At 60.6% G+C, this 18518-nt stretch carries 16 protein-coding genes; 8 read left to right on the top strand and 8 right to left on the bottom strand.

What is annotated here, in order from left to right; all coding sequences use genetic code 11:
- Positions 1-111 precede the first annotated feature (111 nt).
- From HMPREF2537_RS09835 to HMPREF2537_RS09865, 7 genes are all read right to left on the bottom strand, one after another.
- The gene (locus HMPREF2537_RS09835) at positions 112-540 is read right to left on the bottom strand and encodes a metal-sulfur cluster assembly factor (RefSeq protein WP_010186729.1); all 429 of its coding nucleotides are present in this window, start codon (positions 538-540) and stop codon (positions 112-114) included.
- Entirely contained in the window at positions 541-990 is a 450-nt protein-coding gene (gene sufU, locus HMPREF2537_RS09840) for a Fe-S cluster assembly sulfur transfer protein SufU (protein ID WP_070528379.1), read from the bottom strand.
- A complete protein-coding gene (locus HMPREF2537_RS09845; RefSeq protein ID WP_070528381.1) occupies positions 987-2234 on the bottom strand; it encodes a cysteine desulfurase in 1248 nt (415 codons plus the stop codon). Before HMPREF2537_RS09845 ends, sufU begins: the two co-directional genes overlap by 4 nt.
- Positions 2235-2298: 64 nt before the next feature.
- Positions 2299-3057, bottom strand: a complete 759-nt coding sequence (gene sufC, locus HMPREF2537_RS09850) for a Fe-S cluster assembly ATPase SufC (RefSeq protein ID WP_070528384.1) — start codon at positions 3055-3057, stop codon at positions 2299-2301.
- Between the two features lie 27 nt (positions 3058-3084).
- Positions 3085-4275, bottom strand: a complete 1191-nt coding sequence (sufD, locus tag HMPREF2537_RS09855; protein WP_070528386.1) for a Fe-S cluster assembly protein SufD — start codon at positions 4273-4275, stop codon at positions 3085-3087.
- The gene (gene sufB / locus HMPREF2537_RS09860; protein ID WP_141761398.1) at positions 4276-5682 is read right to left on the bottom strand and encodes a Fe-S cluster assembly protein SufB; all 1407 of its coding nucleotides are present in this window, start codon (positions 5680-5682) and stop codon (positions 4276-4278) included.
- 61 nt (positions 5683-5743) lie between these two features.
- Positions 5744-6454 carry a helix-turn-helix transcriptional regulator gene (locus tag HMPREF2537_RS09865; protein ID WP_070528392.1) on the bottom strand — a complete coding sequence of 237 codons (711 nt, stop codon included), beginning with the start codon at positions 6452-6454 and terminating at the stop codon, positions 5744-5746.
- 138 nt (positions 6455-6592) lie between these two features.
- Here HMPREF2537_RS09865 and mptB point away from each other — a divergent pair, with 138 nt between their 5' ends.
- The 5 genes from mptB (at position 6593) to HMPREF2537_RS09890 (ending at position 12293) form a co-directional block, all read left to right on the top strand.
- Positions 6593-8359 (top strand): polyprenol phosphomannose-dependent alpha 1,6 mannosyltransferase MptB, encoded by a 1767-nt coding sequence (gene mptB / locus HMPREF2537_RS09870; RefSeq protein ID WP_070528395.1) that lies wholly within the window; start codon positions 6593-6595, stop codon positions 8357-8359.
- A gap of 6 nt (positions 8360-8365) precedes the next feature.
- Positions 8366-9280, top strand: a complete 915-nt coding sequence (locus HMPREF2537_RS09875) for an ABC transporter ATP-binding protein (protein ID WP_070528398.1) — start codon at positions 8366-8368, stop codon at positions 9278-9280.
- 60 nt (positions 9281-9340) lie between these two features.
- On the top strand, positions 9341-10102 hold the full coding sequence (locus HMPREF2537_RS09880; RefSeq protein WP_070528407.1) for an ABC transporter permease: 762 nt from the start codon (positions 9341-9343) through the stop codon (positions 10100-10102).
- An 82-nt stretch (positions 10103-10184) separates the two neighbouring features.
- Positions 10185-11198 (top strand): COX15/CtaA family protein, encoded by a 1014-nt coding sequence (locus HMPREF2537_RS09885; RefSeq protein ID WP_070528410.1) that lies wholly within the window; start codon positions 10185-10187, stop codon positions 11196-11198.
- Positions 11199-11324: 126 nt separating this feature from the next.
- The gene (locus HMPREF2537_RS09890) at positions 11325-12293 is read left to right on the top strand and encodes a quinone oxidoreductase family protein (RefSeq protein ID WP_070528413.1); all 969 of its coding nucleotides are present in this window, start codon (positions 11325-11327) and stop codon (positions 12291-12293) included.
- A gap of 71 nt (positions 12294-12364) precedes the next feature.
- Here HMPREF2537_RS09890 and HMPREF2537_RS09895 read toward each other — a convergent pair whose 3' ends face one another.
- The gene (locus HMPREF2537_RS09895; RefSeq protein ID WP_070528416.1) at positions 12365-13309 is read right to left on the bottom strand and encodes a heme o synthase; all 945 of its coding nucleotides are present in this window, start codon (positions 13307-13309) and stop codon (positions 12365-12367) included.
- 325 nt (positions 13310-13634) lie between these two features.
- Here HMPREF2537_RS09895 and tkt point away from each other — a divergent pair, with 325 nt between their 5' ends.
- The 3 genes from tkt to zwf all read left to right on the top strand — a co-directional run bounded on the left by tkt (position 13635) and on the right by zwf (position 18505).
- Positions 13635-15710, top strand: coding sequence for a transketolase (tkt, locus tag HMPREF2537_RS09900; protein ID WP_210383655.1), 2076 nt, complete (start codon positions 13635-13637; stop codon positions 15708-15710).
- Positions 15711-15754: 44 nt separating this feature from the next.
- Positions 15755-16843 (top strand): transaldolase, encoded by a 1089-nt coding sequence (gene tal, locus HMPREF2537_RS09905; protein WP_070528422.1) that lies wholly within the window; start codon positions 15755-15757, stop codon positions 16841-16843.
- Between the two features lie 129 nt (positions 16844-16972).
- Positions 16973-18505 carry a glucose-6-phosphate dehydrogenase gene (zwf, locus tag HMPREF2537_RS09910; RefSeq protein ID WP_083299012.1) on the top strand — a complete coding sequence of 511 codons (1533 nt, stop codon included), beginning with the start codon at positions 16973-16975 and terminating at the stop codon, positions 18503-18505.
- Positions 18506-18518 lie beyond the last annotated feature (13 nt).

The raw sequence follows: 18518 nt of genomic DNA on the forward strand, positions 1-18518 counted from the left end.
AAAACACCGCACATTAAGGAAAAAGAAACCGCCAGCCCGAGTGCTCCCAAGGTCGTGTTGTGAAGACCTTAGGCGCCTCGGGCTGACGGTGATGGGGACTTGCAGCCGAAACTAAACGGCGAAGCCGAGGGCCTGGAGCATCTCGCGGCCCTCTTCGGTAATCATGTTCGGGCCCCACGGCGGCATCCAGACCCAGTTGAGCTGGACTGCCTCGGCGAGCTTGTTGCCCACGATGACATCCTCGATCTGCTCGCCGATGACATCGGTGAGTGGGCAGGCCGGGGAGGTCAGCGTCATGTTGATGACGCAGGTGTTCTTGCCATCAATATCGTCGAGCCAGACGTCATAGACCAAGCCCAGATCAACGATGTTGATTCCGAGCTCCGGGTCGATGACATCACGGAGGTACTCGGTGATATCGAAGGTCTTCGCAATCTGCTCTTCGGTTTGTTCAGGCTTGACAGCAGCGCCATCGAAGGAGGCATTCTGGTCCTGGTAAGGATCGGTGCTGCCACCGGTGGTTTCAGTGTTATCAGCCATCTACTTCTCCAATTCATTCAACGCTTCCACGGTGGCGGCCTGGAAGGCCTTCCAGCCGAGGAGAGCGCATTTAACACGGGCGGGGAACTTGGCTACGCCAGCAAAGGCAACGCCATCCCCGATGATCTGGTCGTCTCCCTCAACTTCGCCGCGGGAAGTCACCATCCGATCAAACTCCTCGAGCTTGGCGTTAGCCTCCTCCAGCGGAATGCCCACGATTTCCTCCGCCATGACGGAGGTTGAGGCCTGCGAGATGGAGCAGCCCTCGGCGTCGTAGGACACGTCCTCAACAGTGGTGCCATCAGCGGAAAGCTTGACACGGAGAGTGATTTCGTCACCGCAGGAAGGGTTGACGTGGTGGACCTCTGCCTGGCCTTCGCGGAGGCCAGAGAACTTCGGGTTCTTATAGTGATCCAGGATGACGTCCTGGTACATGGAATCTAGGTTCATTCGCTCACTCCAAAGAAGGTGCGGGCAGCCCGCACCGCCTCTATGAGGGCGTCGACCTCGTCCTCAGTGTTGTACAGGTAAAAGCTAGCACGTGCGGTCGAATTAGCCTTGCACGCGCGGTGCAGCGGCCACGCACAGTGGTGGCCGGTGCGGATGGACACGCCATGAGAATCAAGAACCTGGCCTAGGTCATGCGGATGGATCCCATCCACAATAAAGGAGACCGCTCCCCCGCGATTCTCGGTGTTTTCTGGCCCGATGATGCGCACGCCGGGGATCTCAGCAAGCTTCTCCAAGGCCAATGCAGTGAGCTTTTGCTCATGAGCGTGGATGGCCTCCATGCCCACCTCGCTCAAGAACTTCACTGCTGCGCCTAGGCCCACGACCTGGCTGGTCATCTGAGTACCGGCCTCGAAGCGGGTCGGTGGCTCGGCAAACGTCGAGCCTTCCATCTTGACTACCTCGATCATGGAACCGCCAGTGAGGAAAGGCGGCAGCTGTGCCAGCAGCGCTTGCTTGCCGTAGAGCACGCCCACGCCAGTTGGGCCGCACATCTTGTGCCCAGAGAACGCGGCGAAGTCGACGTCGAGTTCGTGGAAATCCACAGGCATGTGCGGAACGGACTGACAGGCGTCGAGGACCACCATGGCGCCCACGGCACGGGCACGGCGTACCAACTCCGCGACAGGCGCCACAGCCCCGGTCACGTTGGATTGGTGGGTAAAAGCCACAACCTTGACGGAGTCATCGAGCTCGAGCGAATCGAGATCAATGCGGCCGTCCTCAGTCATGGAGTACCACTTCAGCGTCGCACCGGTGCGCTGGCACAGCTCTTGCCACGGCACCAAGTTCGCGTGGTGCTCCAACTCGGTGACCACGACGGTATCGCCCTCACCAACATAAAGCTCGCCCGCGCGCTCGTCACTGAGTACATAGGCAACTTCATTCAACGCTTCCGTGGCGTTCTTAGTGAAGGAAATCTCATCGCGATCAGCGCCGACGAAGGCGGCGATGGCCTGGCGAGCGGACTCATAGGCGTCATCAGCTTCCTCCGCCAGCTGGTAAGAGCCACGGTGCACCGGCGCGTTGGTGCCGAGCACGAACTCCTCCTCGGCCTTCCATACCGGCAGGGGACGTTGCGAGGTCGCTCCCGAATCCAGGTACACCAGTGGTTTACCGTCGCGCACGGTCCGCGAGAGGATAGGGAATTGTTCCCGAATCGCATTAACGTCTAGTTCAGGCATAGGTCCTTGTGCTCGGTTCTTTTTCTCTAGCGTGTCGTGGTGTGGTCGTGGTCGGCGCTACTGCCTACTTAAGGAACTGCTCGTAGCCGTCTGCCTCAAGCTGGTCAGCCAGCTCGGCGCCGCCGGTCTTGATGATCTGTCCGTCGGCGAAGACGTGAACGAAGTCCGGGACAACGTAGTTGAGGATGCGCTTGTAGTGCGTGATGAGGAGGATGCCGCCCTTGGTCTCCTCTTGGTAGCTGTTGATGCCTTCGGAGACGACGCGCAGGGCGTCGACGTCCAGACCGGAGTCGGTCTCGTCCATGACGGCGAACTTCGGCTTGAGGATATCCAGCTGCATGACCTCGTGGCGCTTCTTCTCACCACCGGAGAAGCCCTCGTTCACGGAGCGATGAGCGAAGGACTTGTCGATGGAGAGCTTCTCGCGGGCCTCAGTGAGCTCCTTGTTCCACTCGCGCAGCTTCGGGGCCTCGCCACGAATAGCGGTCACGGCAGAGCGCATGAACTGCGACATCTTCACGCCCGGCACCTCAGTCGGGTACTGCATAGCCAGGAAGAGACCAGCGCGGGCGCGCTCATCGACTTCCATCTCGAGGATGTTCTCGCCGTCGAGAAGCACCTCGCCCTCGGTCACCTCATACTTAGGGTGGCCAGCGATAACGTAGGACAGAGTGGACTTGCCGGAGCCGTTGGGGCCCATGACAGCGTGGGTCTCACCGGAATTGATGGTGAGGTTCACGCCCTTGAGGATCGGCGTGGGCTCACCGTCCTCCTCGTGTGGGAGCACCTGCGCGTGGAGATTTTTGATTTCCAGGGTAGACATTGAGTTGGTACCTGCTTTCGGAAAGTTTTAAGCGTTGATCTTGGCGAGCTCGTCGACGACGCGGGATTCCAGATCCTCGCGCAGGGACTCGACCGGGATGCGGGAAATGACTTCAGAGAAGAAGCCGCGGATGATGAGGCGGCGTGCCTCGGCGGCAGGGATACCGCGGGACATGAGGTAGAACAGCTCGAGGTCATCGAAGCGACCCACCGTTGCGGCGTGGCCAGCACCGACGATCTCACCGGTCTGGATCTCCAGGTTCGGGATGGCGTCAGCACGCGCACCCTCGGTGAGGATCAGGTTGTTGTTCGTCTCATAGGTGTCCGTGTTGTTCGCATTCTTGCGGATGAGCACGTCACCGACCCAGCAGGTGCGGGCCTCCGGGGTGCGGGAAGCGGAGCCGGCATCGGCCTTCTGCGCAGCCGTTGCACCCTGCAGAGCGCCCTTGTAGAACACGCGGGAACGGCAGTTCGGCACGTCGTGGTCCACCAGCAGGCGGTTCTCAAAGTACTGGCCGGCATCAGCAAAGTAGACGCCGAGCAGTTCGGCATCGCCGCCGGGAGCATCGAAAACCACGCGCGGAGCGAGGCGCACAATCTCGCCGCCAAAGATGGCGGTGTTGTGGCGCAGTACGGCGTCCCGGCCCACCTTTGCAATCTGGTGGGACAGGTGCACTGCATCGTCTTCCCAGTCAGCGTCAACGACGACGGTGACCTGGGAGCCGTCGCCAAGCACGAACTCAACATTGTCCGCGTGGGTGCCGGAGCCAACGTACTTAAGCACGATGGTGGCCTCTGCGTGGTGGCCCACGTGGATGGAGGTTGCACCAAAGGAAGTCACGCCCTCACCAGCACCGGTGATGGTAATCTCCACCGGCTTCTCCAGTCGTGCTTCCGCGTCGACCGTAACGACCTGTGCCTCCGGCATCGAGGACCACGCCTGTGCAGCAACACGGTCGGCAGGAGCGCCAGCGGTGCCTAGGCGATCGTCGTCAGGCGCAACGGTTTCGGAGGTCACGCCTTCCGGCGCCACGACGTCGATCTTCTGCGCCGTAGCCGGTGCGAACTCGCCGTTGTGCAGACCACGCAGGTTGCGCAGCGCGATGAAGCGCCAGACTTCGTCGCGGCCGTGCGGAACCGGGAAATCCTCCACATTGAATGAGGTGAACTGGTCACCCTTGGTGACGTCAGCAGGATTAAATTCGTTGGAAGCTACCACTTAGCCCACCGATCCTTCCATCTGCAGCTCGATAAGACGGTTCAGCTCCAGCGCATATTCCATGGGGAGCTCCTTAGCAATCGGCTCGACGAAGCCGCGCACAATCATCGCCATGGCCTCTTCCTCAGCGATGCCTCGCGACATGAGGTAGAACAGCTGCTCCTCAGAGACCTGGGAGACCGTTGCCTCGTGGCCCAAGGTGACGTGATCATTGCGGATGTCGTTGTACGGGTAGGTATCCGAACGCGAGTTGTTATCCACCAGGAGGGCGTCACACTCGACGTTGGCTGTGGAGTTGGCAGCGTTGGCGTTAACCTGCACCAAACCACGGTAAGCCGCGCGGCCGCCGTTGCGGGCCACGGACTTGGAGACGATGTTGGAGGAGGTGTTCGGTGCCATGTGGACCATCTTGGAACCAGTGTCCTGTACCTGGTTGTCCGCCGCGAAAGCCAGGGAGAGAACCTCGCCCTTGGCGTGCTCGCCGGTCAACCAGCAGGACGGGTACTTCATGGTCACCTTGGAGCCGATGTTGCCATCGACCCATTCCATGGTGCCGCCCTCTTCGACCTTGGCGCGCTGGGTCACCAGGTTGTAGACGTTGGTGGACCAGTTTTGAATGGTGGTGTAGCGGCAGCGGCCACCCTTCTTCACGATGATCTCAATAACACCGGTGTGCAGCGAATCCGAGTTGTAGATCGGCGCGGTGCAGCCCTCGATGTAGTGAACGTAGGCGCCCTCCTCCACGATGATGAGGGTGCGCTCGAACTGGCCCATGTTTTCGGTGTTAATACGGAAGTAGGCCTGCAGCGGAATATCTACGTGGACGCCCTTCGGGACGTACACGAAGGAACCGCCGGACCAGCACGCGTTATTCAGCGCGGAGAACTTGTTGTCACCGGCCGGAATAACAGTGCCGAAGTACTCCTGAAGGATCTCCGGGTATTCGCGCACGGCGGTGTCGGTATCAACGAAGATAACGCCCTGAGCCTCGAGGTCCTCACGGATCTTGTGGTAAACCACCTCGGACTCATACTGCGCGGCAACGCCAGAGACAAGACGCTTCTTTTCGGCGTCCGGAATACCCAGCTTGTCGTAGGTCTCTTTAATGTCGTCCGGCAGGTCGTCCCAGGTCTGGGCCTGCTTCTCGGTGGAGCGGACAAAGTACTTAATATTGTCGAAATCGATTCCGGAGAGATCCGGGCCCCACGTCGGAACCGGCTTCTTGTTGAATACACGCAGCGCCTTGAGGCGGGACTCGAGCATCCATTCCGGCTCGTTCTTCTTCTTCGAGATATCGCGGACGACATCCTCGCTCAAACCGCGGTGTGCTGCCTGGCCGGCTTCGTCGGAATCACGCCAGCCGTACTCATAGCCACCGATGGAGGAGATGATCTCGTCATCGCTCATCTTGGTCTCAAGCCCGGGTGCTGGTTGTGCCTGTGTCAAAGCCCGCTCCTTTCTAGTTCGATCAGTTCTCCTCCCGTTCCGCCGAAGATAGTGGAACGGGAGTTAAGGGGATATTCGTGGTGCAGATTCCATGGCCATCCGCGATGGAGGCCAAGGGCTGCACATGTTTGCCTAATAATGCGGAGAAAACTTCCTGTTCAGCTTCACACAACTCCGGGTGCTCGGCGGCCACGTGGGCGACCGGGCAATGGTGCTGGCAAATCTGTACTCCGTTGCCCACCGACGTCACCGTGGCCGCATAGCCATGTGCATCAAGCACTTCAGCCAAGCGGCGTGCTACCTCTGGGACAGACTCTTCATCCTCTACCAAAGGTGTCACGTCTTCCACGAGACGCTCGAAGCGGGCCTTAGCGAAGTGGCGAACCGCCTCCGGACCACCCGCTTCGCGCAAAGCAGTGAGCGCTTCCGCCGCCAATTGATCATAGGCGTGCCCGAATTGAGCGCGGCCCTGATCGGTGAGGCGGAAATGCTTGGCGGGGCGACCACGGCCTGCCGTCTGCCCAGGACGGGCTGACGGGCGGCGGTGCACCACCTCGGTGAGGCCTTCCTCCACCAGAATGTCTAAGTGCCGACGAATGCCGGCTGCAGAGAGACCGAGACGTTCACCCAAATACGACGCCGTTACCGGGCCATCCTTGAGAAGCAACAGCATGACGTGTCTGCGGGTATCGCCCTCTGTAGAGCGAGTTTCCCTTGGCAACTCCTTCGTCACGGTGTACACCTCCTTGAATGAAACATTCTCCCTTTAGACAACACTAGTGTTCCTTAATTCATTCCCGATTTCCACTCTTTCATTCGTGTCGCGGACACCTAGTCGCTTCTCACCAACGAGCGACTAAGGTAAACAGGCATGAATATCGAGCGCGGCTACACCCAATCGGGGCGATTGCACCGAGTCATCTGGGGCGTGCGCGATGAACTCCCCCGCATGGGAGTACCGGGATCCCGCTCCGCGCTCCTCCACCAGGATTTTCCCGACTCCACCGAAGGCGCGGACCACGCAGCGCTTGGCGACGTTCACCGCCGCACCATTGCCCAACTGCGCACACTTTTTAGCCTGAGATGGCTCGGAACCATTGGAGCGTTATTAATTGCACTCGGCGGCCTGGGTGCCGGTGCCCTGCCCGTCGTGGGGAATCCTTATGAGTCATTGCCTTTTGGCTCGCTCATGACGCGCATGCTGCAATCAGCATCCGCCCTTGTCTTTATTGGTGTCGGATTCATGGTGACGGCCTGGGTATGCATGGCCCCGTTGGTGGGGGCGCCGCTGCGCCTGCGTAAGAACTCGGCAAGCGCAAGTACAGGCTCGACACCTAGCGAAGATCCGCGGTTTAGCCACTCCCCGCGAGTAGTCACCCAAAGTCAGATGTGGCGAACGTGGTTGGGGTGGGTTCTCCCCTTGCTCGTCACCGCGCCGCTGTTTACCCAAGACATCTACTCTTATCTCGCCAACGGCTCCATCGTGCTTCAAGGGCTCGATCCCTATTCCGCGGGCCCCGTGCAACTTTTGGGCGCGGATAATGACCTTGCCCGGTCCGTCCCCTTCATTTGGGCAAACTCCCCTTCGCCCTATGGCCCTGTGGCCTTAGGCTTGGCAGCTGTCGTAAGCTGGCTGACTAACGATTCCATCATCTGGGGTGTGGTGCTGCACCGCGTGTTTTCTCTTTTCGGCATCATCGCTGCCGGCTGGGCCATTGCACGGCTTGCTACCCGGTGCCGCGTATCCCCCGAAGCGGCGCTGTGGCTGGGCATCCTTAACCCCTTGACCATCCTCCACCTCGTCGGCGGAATCCACAATGAATCCTTCATGCTGGGGTTGGCTCTCGTCGGCGTAGAGCTGGGCCTGCGAGCGGTTAATGATAAGCACTCCGCCTGCTGGCGCGTATGGGCTTTGTTTCTGGCCTCGGGTGTCCTTATTTCCTGCGCGGGCATGGTCAAGGTGACCGGCTTCATTGGCCTAGGTTTTGTTGGCATGGCGGCGGCGCGCAGTCGCGTCGACAAGCACGGCATCCCACCAGTGCGGGCGGTGCTTGGCGCTGGCGTGACCCAATTGCTGGTGCTCGCAGCGTCCATCGCCGCTGTCACTGTCATCACGGGGATCGACATAGGCTGGATTTTTGGTCAGGGCGGCGCAGCAACGATCCGTTCTTGGCTGTCCGCGACTACCTCCGTGGGTGTCGGCGCCGGCTCCCTGGGGATGCTGCTGGGTTTGGGTGATCACACCGAGGCCATCCTCAGCGTCACACGTACCGTGGGCGTCATTATCGCCGGGGGTTTCATGATCCGCATGCTGTTTGCCACCTACCGCGGCGCAATCCATCCAGTGGGTGGTCTGGGAGTATCCACCTTTGTGCTCGTGGTGTTTTTCCCCGTTGTCCAACCCTGGTACATCCTGTGGGCTGTACTGCCGCTCGCCGCGTGGGCTAACCGCCGCTTCTTCCGCATGGCCGTCATGATCTATTCCGGGTTGATGAGCTTTATCGTCCTGCCCCGCGGGCTCGGGCTTCCTCCCGGGACGGTATTCGTCATCTACCTTGCTGCCTTGGTGACGTTCCTCGCGCTCGCCGCTGTGGGGTGGGTTGCATTGCGCCGCTCAGGCGTCCGTGTCCTAGACTAAGGCTCCGTGACTACATCAGCTCTTGTATTAGATAACGTCATTAAGACCTATGGCGACGTCAACGCAGTTAACGGGCTGAGTTTCCGCGCCAATTATGGCGAGATCCTGTGTTTGCTGGGGCCTAACGGTGCAGGAAAGACAACCACCATCGAGATGTGTGAAGGCTTCAAAAAGCCCACTTCCGGCCACATTGAAGTCTTAGGCCTTGACCCCGCACGCAACCCTGATGCAGTGCGCTCCCGCATCGGCATCATGCTCCAGGGCGGGGGCTCCTACTCCGGCATCAAGGTCAAGGAGATGCTCGAACTCAGCGCCTCCTATAACGAAAATCCTTTGGACCCGGAGTGGCTTCTGGATACCTTCGGGCTGCGCGGAGTGGCAAAGAATAGCTACCGACGTTTGTCCGGTGGGCAACAACAACGTCTCTCTCTCGCCCTGGCCATCATTGGGCGCCCCGAATTGGTCTTCCTCGATGAGCCCACCGCAGGCATGGATGCCCAATCGCGTCTTGCCGTCTGGGACCTTATTCGCTCTTTGCGGGCCGACGGCGTCACCGTCATCTTGACTACTCATCTCATGGACGAGGCGGAAGCGCTCAGCGACCATGTCGTCATCATCGATCACGGTCGGCTCGTCGCCAGCGGCACCGCAGCTTCACTAACGGAGACAACCGACATCCCGCAGCTGAACTTTGACACCGCAACCCCGGTGGACCTGGAGGCCTTGCGCGAGGAAGGGATCTCCGCCGAGGCCATTCGACCCTTGCACTACCGGCTCACCTCTACGGTCAGTCCAGCCGTTATCGCTGATCTCGCCACGGGTTTGGCCGCGCAAAACGTTGTCCTCCGCAACCTGCATACGTCGCACCGCAACCTCGAAGAAGTCTTCTTGGACCTCACCGGCCGCGAGATGCGCAGTTAGAAGCGCTGCTGCTTTCCACCACGATTCTTTCATCACGTTCTTTGATCAAGGAGACGCTCCATGAGCACCTTCGCACCCGGCACTTTTAGCCCGCACCCGCAGCGCGTCGGCGTGGCGGCCATGGCGCGTGCCCAAGGGGCTATCGAATCCAAGCTGATGCTGCGGCACGGCGAGCAACAGTTGCTGAGCATCATTATTCCGCTCGCTATTCTGATCGGTGCTGCGAAGCTGAAGGATACTACCGGGCATGGTGTGGATGAGGTTTTCCCCATGGTGCTCGCTGTGGCCGCTACCTCGTCTGGTTTTACCGGCCAGGCTATTTCTCTGGCTTTCGATCGGCGCTACGGTGCTCTGAAACGCACCGGCGCTTCGGGCGTTCCTGCCTGGGCCATCGTGGTGGGAAAGATTCTCGGTGTGCTCTCCATGGTGGTTCTGCAGCTCCTCGTGCTCGGAACCGTCGCAGCTATTCTCGGCCTTCGAATTTCTGTTGGGGGCGCTGCCATCGGCGTGCTCACCTTGGCGTTAGGCGTTGCCACGTTTACAGCTTTAGGCCTGCTGCTGGGCGGAACCTTCAGCTCTGAAGTGGTACTGGCGGTAGCCAACCTAATTTGGTTTCTCCTCCTCGGTGCCGTCGGATGGGCAATGTTTTCCCAGGGCCTCGGCGATAACGGGGTACTCAGCCTCGTGCCCACGGTGGCCATGGCTGCTGGTCTCGATACCGCCCTCAACGGTTCCTTCCCGGGCATTGAGCTCCTTGTCCTCGTGGGGTGGGCAGCGGTGGCGTCGTTTGCTGCGGTGCGTTGGTTCCGCTTCGAAGGCTAAAAGTGATTCTTCTCCCTTGCATGGTGTGACCCACCCGTCGATATTGGTTCCCGGATGGGGCCGGGCGGTAGGCTGAATAGCCGTGAGTACCGCCAATATTTCCTCTCCTCAACGTTCCACCGCGCCCGCTGCGCCGTCCACCGGTCCCTCGGTGAAGACGCAGCGCATCGTCGCGCTCATCCTCCTGGTCTGCCAGGGTGGCATTACAGTGTCGGGTTCCATCGTGCGCGTAACCGGCTCCGGCCTTGGTTGCGTCACCTGGCCTAACTGCCACCCTGGCTCCTTGGTTCCCATCCAGGGCGCGGCCCCGATGCTCCACCAGGCCATTGAGTTCGGCAACCGCCTGCTGACCTTCGTTGTGGCAGCCGCGGCCATCGCCAGCATCGTGGTCGTTCACAAGGCGCAGCGCCGCAAGGAGCTCAAGGTCTATGCCTGGGCAGGGCTCGCAGGTGTTTTCGTGCAGGCACTCATCGGCGCTCTCTCGGTCGTGCTGGAGCTTTCTTGGTGGAGTGTGGCAATACACTTCCTTCCGTCAATGGTCCTGGTATGGATCGCGGCCATGCTTTTCTCCCGCATTAACGAGCCCGATGACGGCACTCCCACTCGCCTCTTCCCCGCCGCAGTGCGCACCCTCGCGGTGGTGGCCACTGTAGCCCTGTCCATCGTTCTGCTAACCGGCACCTTTGTGACAGGCTCGGGTACCCACTCCGGTGATGCCGGTGTGGGCATGGAGGGCCGCCTCGGCGTGGACACCTATGGCATGGCCATCATTCACGCGGTCTGCATGTACGTCTACTTAGCGCTGACACTCATCGTGGTCTTCCTCCTGCACCGCACCGGCGCTCCCAAGGTGGCGAAGAAGGCCGGCTGGGTGCTCATTGCCTGCATCGTCATCCAATGGGCTATCGGTGTCACCCAGTTCTATCTCCACATCCCGCGCTGGACCGTTCCTTTCCACGTAGGCATGTCCTCAGTGGTCACGGCCTTCACCGCCCTGCTGTGGGCGCATGGCTTGCGCCGCGTCGAGAACGAGGATGGCTCTACTGCCAACACTGCCCAGCGCGGTGACGAGACCGTCCCCGCCGCCAAAGGCTAAGCAGAGTCACCGGAGCCAGCAAAGCCACTAGAACAGGTACTCCTAGCGCCGCCGTTCTCACCAGGAAGTGAGGATGGCGGCGCTTTTTGCTGCGAGGAGGACTCGGCTTCGTTTAGCCTAGACACCATGCATGCTATTCAGGTGACCACGACCGGAGGACCCGAGGTCCTCACCTACGCCGAGGTAGATTCCCCCACGCCGACGAAAGAGCAGCTGCTTGTCGACGTCTCCGTGGCCGGTGTCAACTACATCGACACCTACTACCGCGAAGGCATCTACAACGCCTCCGTGCCCTTCATCATCGGCCTTGAAGGAACCGGACGCGTGGTGCACGACCCCCAGGGCGAGATTGCCCCGGGCACGATGGTGGCCTGGGATCACGCCTTCGGTTCCTACGCCGAGCAGGTCTGTGTGCCGCGCGACCGCGTGGTGGCCGTCCCCGACGAAATTCCCTCTGCCGTTGCCGGTTCGATGCTCCTCCAGGGCATGACGGCGCACTACCTCACCCACGGCGTCTACCAGCTAGGGGAAGGAGCATCCTGCCTCATTACCGCCGGTGCGGGCGGCGTGGGCTTAATCCTCACCCAGATGGCCAAGTCCCTGGGCGCCACCGTCTATTCCCTGGTCTCCACGGATGAGAAGGAAGAGTTGGCCTATGGTGCGGGCGCAGACTGCGTCTTCCGCTACAGCAGCGGCCTGGCCGAGCAGGTGCGCCGACACAATGGCGGGCGCGGCGTCGACGTGGTTTACGACGGCGTCGGCAAAGCCACCTTCAATGAGTCTCTAGAAGTTGTGCGCCCTCGCGGCACGGTCGCGCTTTTCGGCGCCGCGTCGGGCCCCGTCCCGCCGATGGACCCGCAGCTGCTTAATAAGCACGGTTCCATCTTCCTCACCCGCCCCTCACTCGGCGCTTGGACCTCCCAGGAAGGCGAGTTCCAGATGCGCGCCCAGGCAGTGGTGCAGGCGGTCATCGATGGCGACCTCGACTTCCGCGTCTCCGCGGAGTATCCCCTCGCCGAAGCCGCACAAGCCCACCGCGACCTTCAAGAGCGCAAGACCACCGGCTCTATCGTCCTACGCGTAAGAGAAGATTAGCCCAGGGAGTAGCTCCCTGGGCTAGGTAGAAATAGTTGGGGGTTTTCTGTACCGGTTGGCAGGCCGCCTCGTTAGAAGAGGGCGGCTGACCAGCCCAGCATGCGCCCGATAGGTTCCCAGCCCACGACAGCGTCGATAGACAGTCCAATGAAGAGGACTGAGAGATAGTTATTGGAGTAGATGAAGAGGCGCATGGGTTTAACCTTTGCGCCCTTCTTCACCCCTTGGTGGAGGCGGATTGCCATCCAGAGGAAGACCGCACCAGAGGCCACCGCGGCCACCAAGTAGATCCAGGAGGCCGCCGGGATAATAAGGAAGGTCACGATAACCGTTCCGACCGTGTACCACACAATCTGCCGGGTTACTTCCACTTCTCCGGCAACGACGGGCAACATCGGCACCCCGGCCTTGCGGTAGTCCTCCTTGTACTTCATCGCCAGCGCCCACGTATGAGGCGGGGTCCAGAAGAAGATAATGAGGAACAACACTACGGCCTGCCACCAGCGGTCAGGCTCCCCTGCCGGCGCGTTATCCCGGATAACTGCCCAGCCCACCATGGCGGGCATACAGCCTGCTAGGCCGCCCCAGACAATGTTCTGGGAGTTTCGCATCTTGAGGAACTTCGTGTAGACGATGACATAAAAGAAGTTGGTCAACAGCACGAAGAACGCCGCCAGCCAGGAATGCGCCAGCACGCCCAGCCAAAAGACGGATAGTGCGAGCATGACCCAAGCGAAAATGGCGGCATTCCGGCGCGAAATAGTCTTGCGCACCAGCGGCCGAGCACGAGTGCGCTGCATCTTCTGGTCAATCTCATAATCCACGACGTTGTTGAACGTGTGGGCCGCAGCGGCACCCATCCATCCGCCGAAGATGGTGGATACGATGAGCCAGAAGTTTGAGGACACTGCCTCGAATCCACGCTGGGCCTGGAGCATAGCCGGGATTGCTGCCACGAGGAGGAGCTCAATGATCCTCGGTTTCGTTAGCGCAAAATAGGCCTTGATGGTCTCCAAGGAATAGTCCTCCGTATATCCGGCACGTGGGTGTATTGCTTATGGGTCTGAAGTAGTGGTCGTCTGCTCGCGCTAAAAAGTTCCCGAGTCATCCCGAGAGGCGTGTGGCACGGTCGAGGTTTTCTTTTCGAAGCACTCGCCAGCCAGAGCCGATAGCGGGGAGCAACGGCGTCAACCATGCCAGACTACCGCCCGAAACCTGGTTTATATAATCCCCCGCCGAAGATCGAAAAACCTTTACACTGATTAACGGTATATCTGTTTCCAGAAGCGAAGTGAGGTTTTCGCCGTGTCGCACGAAAAGTTGTCCCCGGAACTGCAGGCTATGGTCCAGCGCCGTTATCCTTCGGACTGGAGTGACCTCGACACCCGCGCCGTGGATACCGTCCGCGTGCTCGCTGCCGACGCCGTTCAGAACTGCGGCTCCGGCCACCCCGGTACCGCCATGTCCTTGGCGCCTCTGGCCTACACGCTCTACCAGCGCGTGCTCAACCACGACCCAGCAGATGTTCACTGGGCGGGGCGCGACCGCTTTGTCCTCTCCGTCGGGCACTCTTCTCTGACGCAGTACATCCAGCTCTTCCTCGGCGGCTTCGGCCTCGAGATGGAGGATCTCAAGTCTTTGCGCACGTGGGGTTCTAAGACTCCCGGCCACCCGGAGGTTCACCACACCGACGGCGTAGAAATCACCACCGGCCCGCTGGGCCAGGGCCTGGCTTCCGCTGTTGGTATGGCCATGGCCGCGCGCAAGGAGCGTGGATTGTTCGACGCTTCCGCCCCAGCTGGAGAATCTCCCTTCGATCATTACGTCTATGTCATCGCCTCTGATGGTGACCTGCAGGAGGGCGTGACTGCTGAGGCCTCCTCCCTGGCAGGTACTCAGAAGCTGGGCAACCTCATCGTCTTCTGGGATGACAACCGCATCTCTATCGAGGATGACACCAACATTGCCTTCAACGAGGACGTCGCCAAGCGCTATGAGGCTTATGGCTGGCACGTCCAAACCGTTGAGTCCGGTGAGGACGTAGAAGCCATCGAAGCGGCCGCTGCTGCTGCCCGCGCCGAAACCTCCCGTCCCTCCTTCATCCGCGTGAAGACGGTGATCGGTTACCCGGCACCGAACAAAATGAACACCGGTGGCGTCCACGGCGCCGCCCTCGGTGAAGACGAGGTGGCTGCTACCAAGGAGGTCCTCGGCTTCGATCCTGCGCAGTCCTTCCACATCGACGAGGAAGTCCTCGCTCATACCCGCGAGCTGACTGACCGCGGTGCGCAGAAGCATGCTGAATGGCAGGAGAAGTTCGACGCGTGGGCCGCGGCCAACCCGGAGGAGAAGAAGCTCTTCGATCGCCTCCAGGCCCGCGAGCTTCCTGCTGACTTCGCCGCCGAGCTTCCCACCTGGGAAGCGGGCGAGTCTCTGGCTACGCGAAAGGCTTCTGAAGCCGCCATTCAAGCACTTGCCGCCTCCCTGCCGGAGATGTGGGGCGGTTCCGCCGACCTGGCAGGCTCCAATAACACGGTGATCAAGGGCGCGGAGTCCTTCGGCCCCGAATCCATCACCACGGATGCCTGGACCGCCACGCCTTATGGCCGTAACCTGCACTTCGGTATTCGTGAGCACGCTATGTCCGCCATCATGAACGGCATCGCGCTGCACGGCAATACCCGCGTCTACGGCGGTACCTTCCTTATTTTCTCTGAGTACCAGTACCCCGCCGTGCGCCTCGGTGCGCTCATGTCTACCGATACCTACTACGTGTGGACCCACGATTCCATTGGCTTGGGCGAGGACGGCCCCACCCACCAGCCGGTAGAGACGCTCGCTGCCCTGCGCGCCATCCCCAATCTCTCCGTCATCCGCCCAGCCGATGCTAACGAGACGGCCCAGGCGTGGGCGGCGGCACTCGAGTACAAGGCCGCTCCGAAGGGACTAGCGCTGTCCCGCCAGAACCTTCCAGTGCTTGAGGGCACCAAGGAAAAGGCGGCCGAAGGCGTACGCCGCGGCGCCTACATCCTTGTTGAGGCATCGAAGGAAACCCCAGATGTCATCCTTCTTGCCACCGGCTCCGAGGTGCAGCTCGCGGTAGAAGCCGCCAAGCAGCTCGAGGCTGAAGGCACTGCTACCCGGGTCGTTTCCGCACCGTGCCTGGAGTGGTTCGATGAGCAGGATGCTTCCTACCGCGACTCCGTCCTTCCCTCCTCGGTCCGCGCTCGCGTCTCCGTCGAGGCCGGTATCTCCATGCCGTGGCACAAGTACACCGGTTCCTTCGGCCGCACCGTGTCTCTGGAGCACTTCGGTGCCTCCGCACCTGCCGCAGAGCTCTTTGAGAAGTTCGGTTTCACCGCCGAGGCCGTTGCTGATGCCGCGCGCGAAGCACTAAGCGCTGCGCAGGCAGATTAGTCTCCCGTTCCGAGTTCCCCTCACGAAAGGACCTACACCACACCATGACGCATATTGATGATCTGGCTCGCCTCGGGACGTCAACTTGGCTCGATGATCTTTCCCGCGAGCGCCTGGAGTCCGGCAACCTCCGTGAGCTCTTGGACACTAAGTCCATCGTGGGTGTCACCACGAACCCCGCGATCTTTGCTGCCGCAATGTCCTCCGGAACCTCTTATGATTCCGATATCGCAGTGCTGAAGGAAAAGTCCGCTACCGCGGACGAAGCAGTGTATTCACTGGCTATCGACGATGTCCGCAACGCGTGCGACGTCTTTACCGAGATCTACGAGAAGTCGGGCGGCCGCGATGGCCGCGTCTCCATCGAGGTAGATCCCCGCATCTCCGCCGATGCGGAAGCTACCTTGGAGCAGGCACGTGAGCTATGGGCCAAGGTTGAGCGCCCCAACCTCATGATCAAGATCCCAGCTACCGATGGCTCCCTTCCCGCCATCTCCGACGCCCTCGCCGAGGGCATCTCCGTCAATGCCACCCTCATCTTCTCCGTCGAGCGCTATGCCCAGGTCATTGCGGCTTATAAGGAGGGAATTAAGCGCGCCGCTGCGGCGGGCAAGGATGTCTCCACGATTCACTCCGTAGCATCCTTCTTCGTCTCCCGTTTGGATACCGAAGTAGACAAGCGCCTAGAACTGAACGGCTCAGACGTGGCTCTTGCCTTGCGTGGAAAGGCTGGCGTGGCCAACGCTCAGCGCGCCTACGCCCTGTACCGCAAAGAGTTCAAGGAGGGCGGCGAAGACCTCCCATCTGGCGCGAACCCGCAACGCCCCCTGTGGGCGTCGACGGGCGTTAAGAACCCCGACTACCCCGCCACGCTCTATGTTTCCGAGCTAGCCGGACCGGATACCGTTAACACGATGCCAGAGAAGACCATCGATGCCGTCCTCGAGCAGGGAAACCTGCACGGCGATACTCTCAGTGGCTCTTCTGAGCAGGCAGAGCAGGTGTGGTCACAACTGGAGGCAGTTGGCATTGACTTCGCCGATGTCTTCGCAGTGCTGGAGAAGGAGGGCGTCGACAAGTTCGTCGATGCATGGGAAGCTCTGCTCGCTTCTATAACGGATCGCCTTGCCTAGACAACCGCGAACAGTGATTGCTCGTTAGCGACTCTCGCACCGTCTATGGCCACGCAACTATGGCCTACGGGGCGCGGGTCGCTATGCTGAGCAGTTGGACTTAACTCACACAGACCGAAAGGACACTTAGTGAGCACTACCAGCGCGTGGGTCAACCCGTTGCGCAACGCGAAGGACAAGCGCCTGCCACGCATCGCCGGCCCTTCTGGCATGGTGATTTTTGGCGTCACGGGTGACTTGGCGCGCAAGAAGCTCCTGCCTGCTATCTATGACCTGGCCAATCGCGGATTGCTTCCGGCAGGCTTCACCTTGGTCGGCTACGGCCGCCGTGACTGGGATAAACAGGCTTTCTGCGACTACGTCCGCAAAGCCGCCGAGGCAGGTGCACGAACCACGTTCAGTGAGCATGTGTGGGAGCACTTGGCCAAGGGAATCGAGTTTGTGCAAGGCAACTTCGATGACGAAGGCTTTGACAAGCTGTCTGCCCGGCTCGCTGAGCTCAATGCTTCCCGCGGCACGGGCGGTAACTGGGCCTACTACCTTTCCGTGCCCCCGGAGTTCTTCTCCGATATTTGCCATCAGTTGGAGCGCGTCGGCATGGCTGATAGCACGGATAATTCTTGGCGCCGCGTCATCATTGAGAAACCTTTCGGCCACGATCAGAACTCCGCGCGCCAGCTCAATGAGATCGTCAATGCCGTTTTCCCAGAGTCCTCGGTCTTCCGCATCGACCACTACCTGGGTAAGGAAACGGTGCAGAACATCATGGCTTTGCGCTTTGCCAACCAGATCTTCGAACCCATGTGGAATGCGCACTATATCGACCATGTGCAGATCACGATGGCCGAAGACATCGGGCTCGGAGGCCGTGCTGGCTACTACGACGGCATCGGCGCTGCCCGCGATGTCATCCAAAACCATCTCCTGCAGCTGCTAGCCCTCGTCGCCATGGAGGAGCCTTCCTCCTTTGACCCTGAGGCGCTCCAAGCAGAAAAGATCAAGGTGCTGCGCGCCACCAATGCGGTGCACCCGCTCAACAAAACAACGGCCCGCGGCCAATACTCCGCCGGCTGGCAAGGCTCGGAGTATGTTAAGGGCCTCCGAGAAGAGGAAGGCTTCGATCCCGAATCCACGACGGAAACCTATGCAGCCTGCACCCTTGAGGTCAATTCCCGACGATGGGCGGGCGTTCCTTTCTACCTGCGCACCGGCAAGCGCCTCGGCCGCCGCGTGACGGAGATTGCGCTCGTTTTTAAGACCGCCCCACACCAGCCTTTTGACCAAGGTCAAGCTGATTCGCTAGGCCAGAATGCTGTGGTGATCCGCGTCCAGCCAGATGAAGGCGTCACCATGCGCTTCGGCTCCAAGGTCCCCGGCTCCACCATGGAAGTGCGCGACGTCAACATGGACTTCGCCTACGCTGAGGCCTTCACCGAGGAATCACCGGAGGCCTATGAGCGCCTTATTCTCGACGCCCTCTTAGACGAGTCCTCACTCTTCCCCACCAACGAGGAAGTGGAGCTGTCTTGGTCCATCCTCGACCCCATCATTGAATACTGGTCCAACATCGGTCAGCCAGAGCAGTACCGCGCTGGCACATGGGGGCCGGAGTCTGCCGATAGAATGCTGCGCCGCCGGGGTCATTCCTGGCGCCGTCCGTAGGTCCCTAGGAGAA

This window comes from Corynebacterium sp. HMSC074E01 (genome assembly GCF_001808885.1).
Lineage (GTDB): Bacteria > Actinomycetota > Actinomycetes > Mycobacteriales > Mycobacteriaceae > Corynebacterium.